Genomic DNA, 7,682 nt, shown 5'->3' with positions numbered 1-7,682 from the left:
ACCGGCGGCGGATCCACTCGCCTCTCGGATATAGGACCCCAGAACAGGCCCAACGACAAATGGCCTAAACCGGTGTCCACAAAAATGGTGGACCATTACAGCCTGATTTCCGTGTCCTCATGGCCCCCGGCTTACCTATACCCCGGGCCGACACCCTCGGGGCGAGCTGCCGCCCGATCAGCCGGCTCATTTCCGCTCGATATTTGATCAGCCCCTTACGCGGCGCCGTCAAAAAGTGGCGAAGGCCCGGCCGCTGTCATCCAGAAGAGATATTTCCCCGTAAAATCAAAGTAATGATGCTTGGCATCCCCATCTGGGGCAGGGCCTTTCGGATGGTAAGGCACTCCGCATTTCGGAACGATCGTTCTTCAATATGGTACAAAATCCAAAATTCCCCTTGTGTGCCCCAAAATATGTCTGATATCCTACAGCGTATCTTCGGTGAGCGTCCCACCGGGATCGCCAGCACTGGACGCACCACACCAATCAAGGGAGCGAAAGCATGCCCATTTCGATCTTGAACGGCCTTCGGGCCGGCCTGATCCTTTGTGCGACGGCGCTAGTCACCACCGCGATGGCGGCCGATACCGGCACGGTCCACGCGCCCGGCGGCGCCAATCGCGGCACCTATTTCGACTATATGAAGACGGTCTATGCCCATGCCGGGCTGCCCTTCCTCATCCAGGTGCCCATCACAGCCTTCGACTCGAACTATCAATTGCATGGCCTGGCGGCCGAGAGCTGGGAGCAGTCCGGGGACCAGCTTACCTGGACCTTCCACCTGCGCGACGGATTGAGCTATACCGACGGCACGCCGCTGACCGCGCACGACTATGTTTTCGCCCTGCAGCGCGCCGCCTCGCAAGGGTATGATTTTGGCTGGTATTGGTCCGGCGCCGGCGTCGTCAACTGGGCCGGGGTGGAATCCGGCGCCCTCCCGCCCGAGGATCTCGGCGTCTCGGCTCCCGACGATCTCACCCTCAACATCACCACCTCGGCGCCGCGCCCCTTCCTGCCTTCGGTGGTCTCGCTATTGTTCCCGGTGCCCCGGCATGTCGTTGAGAAGCTCGGCGACGATTATGCGCTCAATGCCGACACCATCCCCGCCACCGGGCCTTTCCGTATCGAAAGCTGGGACCGGGGCAGCAATGTCGTCACCTATGCCCGCAACGAGAGCTACACCGGCCCCTGGACCGCGAATGTGGACCGCGTGATCACCGACCCTTCCGTGTCCTCTCCCGAGGTTGCCCTGCCCGCCTTCATGGCTGGCGAAGTCGATTTCACCATCCTCAATGCGGGGCAGATTCCGTTCGCCCAGCAGCGTTTTCCCGACCAGATCCGCTTCAACGCGGTCTTTGCGACCTCGTACCTGGCCTTCGATCCTGAAATCGCCCCCTTCGACAACCCGTTGGTCCGGCAGGCCTTTTATTATGCCATCGACCGTGAAGAGCTGACGCAGACCGTGCTGCGCAACCTGGCCATCCCCGCCGGCTCTATCCTGCCGCCGAATTTCCCCGGCTATGACGAGGGTGTCGCCGGCCAGGCGGTGTTCGATCCCGAGCGGGCAAAGGCCCTGCTGGCCGAGGCAGGCTATCCGGGCGGCGAGGGCTTCCCCGAGATCGAGGTCTATTTCCGCGTACAGGGCGGTTATAACGGCGTCATCTCGGCCCCCATGCTGCAATATCTGCAGGCCCAGTTCGCCGAGACCCTGGGCGTTCACATGGAGCTTCGCCTGATGCCGCTCCCTGATTGGCAGCAGGCCATGGCGGACCGGACGAACGGGCTGTTCCTCGCCCCCTATGAAGCCGACTATATCGATCCGTCGAACTTTTACGGGCTCTTCCACGAGGGCGGCCGCCATCACTATGACGTGGCCAGCTACGACGCGCTGGTCGATGAGGCCGACGCCGAATCCGACTGGGACAAGCGGGTCAAGCTCTACGCCGATGCCGAACAGGTTCTGATCGATGAAGCGCTGATCGTACCTCTGGTGCATCCGGTCCAGATGTATGTCGTCAATCAGCGTCTGAGCGGCCCTTCGGTGGAGGCCAATGCCATCGGCATGACTCCCATGGATCAGCAGCGGACCTACTTCTACACCCACGTCAAGGCCGAGTAACCTCCCGCTCGTTCCCGATCCGGGCCGGGGCGATCCAATCGCCCCGGTCTCGTTTCCTCCTTCCTTACCCGGCAGGCAGCATGTCCCTTCTCGAGATTGAAAATCTGACCGTCAGTTTCCGCCAGTCCGGCAAGACGATCGACGCCGTGCGCGGCGTCAGCCTGCGGGTCGAACCAGGCGAAAGCCTCGGCATCGTCGGGGAAAGCGGCTCCGGCAAATCGGTAAGCTGCATGGCCGCCCTCCGGCTGCTGCGCGAGCCGCCCGCAATCGTCCGTGCCGACAGATTGCGCCTCGACGGCGTCGACATGCTCTCGGCCGACCGCAAGACATTGTGGCGGCGATGATCTTTCAGGATCCGATGTCCGCGTTCGATCCTTCCTTCACGATCGGCTATCAGATCGTCGAGACCATCCGCGCCCATCGCCCGGCCACCGGCCGGCACGAAGCGAGCACGGAAGCCAGGGCCTTGCTGGCGCGAACCGAAATCCGCCAGCCCGACGCGGTCTTCGACAGCTATCCCCACCAGCTCTCGGGCGGCATGCTGCAACGCGCCATGATCGCCATGGCCCTGTCCTGCCGCCCCAAGCTGCTGATCGCCGATGAGCCGACCACCGCGCTCGACGTGACGATCCAGGCCCAGATCTTGCGCCTCATCAAAGAATTGCAGGAGGAATTGGAGATGGCGCTGGTGATGATCACCCATGACCTGGGCGTCATCGCCGAAACCGTCGACCGCGTCGTCGTCATGTATGGCGGCCGCGTCATGGAGACGGCGGGGGTCTTTGATATCTTCGACAACCCCGCCCATGACTATACCAAGGGCCTTCTGGCCTCGATTCCCGGCCAGCAGCCGGGGCGGCGCCGCCTCACCGAAATGCCGGAAAACGCGCCATGGAGGCTGCAATGAACGCTGCCCAGACCGCGCCCGCGCTGGAATTGCGTGGCCTGTGCAAGAGCTTCCGCCTGGGCGACGGGTGCGGCATCAGGGAGATCCACGCCGTCCGCGACCTGAACCTGGTCCTGCCCCGCGGCAAGGTTCTGGGCCTTGTCGGCGAAAGCGGCTCGGGCAAGACCACCACGGGAATGCTGGCCCTGCGCCTTTCCGAGCCCAGCACGGGACGGATCCTGCTCGAAGGCGCCGATATCACCCATCTCGGACATGCCGCGCTCAAGCCGCATCGCCGCCGGATGCAGGTGGTCTTTCAGGACAGCTATTCGGCGCTCGACCCGATGTTCACCCTGCTGCAGTCGGTGGCCGAGCCGATGGTGATCCACAGCATCGGCAGCGCCGCCGAGCGGCGTGAACTGGCCGATGACTGGCTGGCGCGGGTGGGGCTGGCCGGTTTCGGAGATCGCTATCCGCATGAGCTTTCCGGTGGGCAGCGCCAGCGCGTGGCCATCGCTCGCGCCCTGATCCTCAAACCCTCGGTTCTGGTCGCCGATGAGCCGACCTCGGCGCTGGACGTTTCAGTCAAGGCGCAGATCATCAATCTGCTGATGGACCTGCAAGAGGAGATGGGGCTGTCGATCCTCTTTATCAGCCACGACCTGTCGGTGGTGCGATCGCTTTCCGACCGTGTCGCCGTCATGTGGAATGGCCGCATGGTGGAAGAAGCCGCCACTGAAACAGTCTTCCAGGACGCCCGTCACCCTTATACCCAGAGCCTTCTGGACGCCATTCCGGCGCATCACCCTTCGCTACGCGAGCGCCGCCGTTTCCGGCGCGGCGAGGAGATCGCCGCCGACATCGCGCGCATCCCAGCCCATCAATTGCCGCCCGGCAGCCTTGCTGGCGACCAACCTCAACTCGTCCATCTGAACAAGGATCATCGCGTGGAGGTGATCGTCACATGATCCGCTACATCCTGGGCCGCCTGGCCACCGTGCTCACCACCTTCTTCATCGTCAGCATCATTATCTTCGCCATGATGCATGCCATTCCAGGCGGGCCCTTCGATGTGGGCGAGATGCCCCTGCCCGCCACCGTCAGGGCGCGGATGGAGGCGCAATACGGGCTCGACCAGCCCCTGCTGGTGCAATATGCGACCTATATGTCCGGCGTGTTCAGGCTCGATTTCGGCATGGCTTTCCAGAGCCCGGGCGAAACGGTGATCCGGCTGATCTCGCGCGCCTGGCTGCCCTCGCTCGTGCTGGGGGGGCTGGGAATACTGATTGGCACACCCCTCGGCATCCTGCTCGGGATACTGGCGGCGCTACGGCGCAACAGCTGGATCGACTACCTGGCCTCGGCCTTCGCCACATTGGGGCTGACGGTGCCGGTCTTCGTCACCTCCATGCTGCTGATCCTGGTCTTTGCGGTCTGGCTCGGCTGGTTGCCCTCCAGCGGCTGGGGAACCCCGGTCAACTGGATTTTGCCGGTGATCGCCTTTGCGACGATCCCGATGGCGACCTATTCGCGCTATACCCGGTCGGCCATGCTGGACACGCTGAACAGGCCCTTTGTCACCGTCCTGCGCGCCAAGGGGCTGTCGGAGCGGCGGATCATCTTCACCCATGTGCTGCGCAATTCGGCCATCCCGATCATAACGGTGTTCCTGCCGATGTTCATCGGCACGGTCACCGGCTCCATCTTCGTGGAAGCCATGTTCCGTGTTCCGGGCCTGGGGTCGTTCTTCGTCTCCTCCATCAAGTCCCACGACTATCCAACCGAAATGGCCCTCATGCTGATCCTGACCGTCATGTTCTGCCTTGCATTCCTGCTTTCGGACATCCTCTACGGCCTGCTCGATCCCCGCATCCGCCATGCCCATCGCAGGGGAGGCCGCTCATGACCGCGACAGCCGCCGCCGTGCCACGCCGGCACGCCGCCGAAAATCCGCTCCACCAGGCTTGGCGCCGCTTTGCCGCAAACCGCGGCGCCGTCGCCGGCGGCCTGGTGCTGCTCATCATCACGCTGATGGCGCTTTGCGCCCCATTCATCACCGTGGCCGGCCCGAGCGAGCAGAAGTTCCTCGCCCAGTCTCTGGGCTTTCCCTCGCAGGCCCACTGGTTCGGCGTGGATGACCTGGGGCGCGACTTTTTCGCCCGCATCGTCTACGGCGCACGTGTTTCCCTGACGATCGGCTTTTCCGCCGCTTTTTTCGCGCTGCTCATCGGCATTCCGCTGGGGGCGGCTGCGGGGTACTACGAGGGCTGGATCGATTGGGTGGTGATGCGCCTCATCGAGATCTTCACCGTCGTGCCCCCGCTGCTGGCGGCAATGCTGCTGGGTGCCATGACGGGTGGCGGCTTCCTGACCATTATCGTCATCGCCGGCCTCTTCGGCTGGGTGCAGGTCTGCCTGTTGGTGCGCGCCCAGGTCAAAGCCTTCAAGGAAAAGGAATTCGTCCGTGCGGCCCAGGCGCTTGGTGCCTCTCCCGGATATATCATCCGCCGCCATCTCATCCCCAATGCCATCTCGCCCATCATCGTCGGCTTCGTCCTCGCCATTCCCCTGGCGATGATGCTCGAGGCCTCGCTGTCCTTCCTCGGCATCGGCGTGCCACCGCCGACGCCATCCTGGGGGCAGATGATCAATACCGGTACCAGCTTCATGTATTTCTACTGGCATCTGGCCGTCTTCCCCACGCTCGCGCTGGCACTCACCGTCCTGGCCACCACCCTGTTCGGTGATGGTCTGCGGGATGCGCTCGATCCAACCCTTAAGGGCGTATGACATGAACAATCTGGCCAGCCATTTTCTGCTCGACCCGGACGTCACTTTCCTCAATCACGGCTCATTCGGCGCGGCCCCACGCCCGGTTTTTGAGCAATACCAGACCTGGCAACGGCAGCTCGAGCACCAGCCCGTGGCCTTCCTCGAGCCGACGCGCGGCTACAGCGCATGGCTGCGGGAGGCGCGGGAAGTGGTGGCGGGCTATCTGGGCGCGCAGGCCGATGATCTGGTCGGCGTCACTAACGCCACCATGGGGCTGAACATCGTCGCTCAAAGCCTGCCGCTGGCGGCAGGGGACGAGATCCTTACCACGGACCATGAATATCCGGCGCTAGACAAGACCTGGGCCTTCGTCACCCGCAGGACCGGCGCCCGGATCGCCCGCGTGCAGGTGCCGATACCCCTGGTTTCCGAGCAAGCCTTTACCGAAGCGCTGCTGGCCGGCATCACCGAGCGCACGCGCGTGATTTTCCTTTCCCATATCACCTCTGCCACCGCGCTGCGTTTTCCCATCGAGCGGATCATTTCCGAGGCGCGGGCGCGCGGCATCTGGACGGTGATCGACGGCGCCCACGCGCCGGGTCATATCCCGCTGGAGCTCGACCGGCTGGGGGCCGATTTCTATGCCGGCAATTGCCACAAATGGATGATGTCTCCCAAGGGCGCGGCGTTCCTGCATGTCCGGCCGGAATGGCAGATGATGCTCAACCCGCTGGTCATCAGCCATGGCTGGACCGAGGACCGCGACGCACCGGGCGCGGTCGGGATCTATGGCAATACCCCCTTCATCGACGCCATGGAAATGCAGGGCACGAGGGACCCTTCAGCCTTCCTCACCGTGCCCGAGGCTATCCGCTTCTCGGCCGAGCATGACTGGGACGGCGTGCGGCAGCACTGTGCCGAAATGGTTACTGCGACCGCGGCGCGCGTGAGCGCGCTCACGGGCCTCGCGCCGCTCTCCTCCATTGCCTTCCGCGCGCCGCAAATGGCCTCGAAGCCGTTGCCGCCCTGCGACCCGCGCTGGTTGCACCAGGCGCTAATGGACCAGTATAATATCGAGATTCCCGTCTTCAGATGGCAGGACCATGTCGTCGCCCGCATTTCCGTGCAGGGCTACAACACGCAGGCCCAAATGGACTATCTGATTGAGGCGCTGACAACGCTCTTGACGTTGGCGCCCGAGCCGGAGCACCCTTTTGCGTCCCATTGAGGTAGCCATGCCAGACGGAGCCCTTCAGTATCTCGAACCGTTGCAGAACCGCAGCCGGATCGAAGCCGTGCTCGAAGCCCTCTCCACCATGGTGGCGCAGACCGGCATGAAGGTGGGCGACAAGCTGCCCGCCGAGGTGCAACTGGCCCAGCAGCTTGGCGTTGGCCGCTCGACCATGCGCGAGGCGCTGAATCGCTGGGAAGGGCTGGGAATTATCCGGCGACGGCGCGGCGACGGCACCTATCTGGCCGCCGCCGTGCTGGCGCCAAGCGGCACCGTGCCGATCATGGTGCAGCTGGTGGGCGAGCAGATCCTGCGCCTGCTCGAGTTGCGCCGGTGCCTGGAAACTGCCATCGCCCGCAAGGCCGCGCAACGGGCGACGGATTTGCAGAAGCGCGAGATCACCGCGCTATGCGACCGCCTGCTCGAAAGCGTCGAGCGGGGCAAGCCCTCGTTCGAGCTGGACAACCTCTTCCACAACGCCATAGCCGATGCGACGGGCAATCCGGTATTCGGCCATGCCTTGCGGCAGGTGAAACAGGTGATCGTCAACACCCATGACTCACCCTTTCCCGAAGCCGATTTTGCGCTTGATTCCTATCCGCCCCACCGCGACCTGGCCGTGGCCGTCTGCGCGGGCGATGCAGACGGCGCCGAAGCGGCGGTCCATATCATCC

At 63.7% G+C, this 7,682-nt stretch carries 8 protein-coding genes; all 8 read left to right on the top strand.

Annotation, left to right across the window (positions count from 1 at the left end; genetic code table 11):
* The first annotated feature begins 502 nt into the window (after positions 1–502).
* A complete protein-coding gene (locus tag VDP82_RS11205) occupies positions 503–2,119 on the top strand; it encodes a peptide ABC transporter substrate-binding protein (RefSeq protein ID WP_323014931.1) in 1,617 nt (538 codons plus the stop codon).
* A gap of 80 nt (positions 2,120–2,199) precedes the next feature.
* On the top strand, positions 2,200–2,463 hold the full coding sequence (locus tag VDP82_RS11200; protein ID WP_323014930.1) for an ATP-binding cassette domain-containing protein: 264 nt from the start codon (positions 2,200–2,202) through the stop codon (positions 2,461–2,463).
* Between the two features lie 14 nt (positions 2,464–2,477).
* Positions 2,478–3,026 carry an ABC transporter ATP-binding protein gene (locus VDP82_RS11195; protein ID WP_323014929.1) on the top strand — a complete coding sequence of 183 codons (549 nt, stop codon included), beginning with the start codon at positions 2,478–2,480 and terminating at the stop codon, positions 3,024–3,026.
* A complete protein-coding gene (locus VDP82_RS11190; protein WP_323014928.1) occupies positions 3,023–3,973 on the top strand; it encodes an ATP-binding cassette domain-containing protein in 951 nt (316 codons plus the stop codon). Before VDP82_RS11195 ends, VDP82_RS11190 begins: the two co-directional genes overlap by 4 nt.
* Positions 3,970–4,911, top strand: a complete 942-nt coding sequence (locus VDP82_RS11185) for an ABC transporter permease (RefSeq protein WP_323014927.1) — start codon at positions 3,970–3,972, stop codon at positions 4,909–4,911. The genes VDP82_RS11190 and VDP82_RS11185 overlap by 4 nt, the downstream gene beginning before the upstream one ends.
* Positions 4,908–5,795, top strand: coding sequence for an ABC transporter permease (locus VDP82_RS11180; RefSeq protein WP_323014926.1), 888 nt, complete (start codon positions 4,908–4,910; stop codon positions 5,793–5,795). Before VDP82_RS11185 ends, VDP82_RS11180 begins: the two co-directional genes overlap by 4 nt.
* A gap of 1 nt (position 5,796) precedes the next feature.
* Positions 5,797–7,005, top strand: coding sequence for an aminotransferase class V-fold PLP-dependent enzyme (locus tag VDP82_RS11175; protein WP_323014925.1), 1,209 nt, complete (start codon positions 5,797–5,799; stop codon positions 7,003–7,005).
* A 7-nt stretch (positions 7,006–7,012) separates the two neighbouring features.
* On the top strand, positions 7,013–7,682 hold a 670-nt coding region (locus VDP82_RS11170), incomplete at its 3' end, for a FadR/GntR family transcriptional regulator (protein WP_323014924.1).

Origin of the sequence: Devosia sp. (assembly GCF_034675085.1) — a bacterium.
GTDB lineage: Bacteria > Pseudomonadota > Alphaproteobacteria > Rhizobiales > Devosiaceae > Devosia.
This window is presented reverse-complemented; position numbering and strand designations above follow the sequence as displayed.

Excerpts from the sequence above, each read along its gene's own strand:
- VDP82_RS11205 (WP_323014931.1), top strand. The coding sequence starts at position 503 with ATGCCCATTTCGATCTTGAACGGCCTTCGGGCCGGCCTGATCCTTTGT.
- VDP82_RS11200 (WP_323014930.1), top strand. The coding sequence starts at position 2,200 with ATGTCCCTTCTCGAGATTGAAAATCTGACCGTCAGTTTCCGCCAGTCC.
- VDP82_RS11195 (WP_323014929.1), top strand. The coding sequence starts at position 2,478 with ATGTCCGCGTTCGATCCTTCCTTCACGATCGGCTATCAGATCGTCGAG.
- VDP82_RS11190 (WP_323014928.1), top strand. The coding sequence starts at position 3,023 with ATGAACGCTGCCCAGACCGCGCCCGCGCTGGAATTGCGTGGCCTGTGC.
- VDP82_RS11185 (WP_323014927.1), top strand. The coding sequence starts at position 3,970 with ATGATCCGCTACATCCTGGGCCGCCTGGCCACCGTGCTCACCACCTTC.
- VDP82_RS11180 (WP_323014926.1), top strand. The coding sequence starts at position 4,908 with ATGACCGCGACAGCCGCCGCCGTGCCACGCCGGCACGCCGCCGAAAAT.
- VDP82_RS11175 (WP_323014925.1), top strand. The coding sequence starts at position 5,797 with ATGAACAATCTGGCCAGCCATTTTCTGCTCGACCCGGACGTCACTTTC.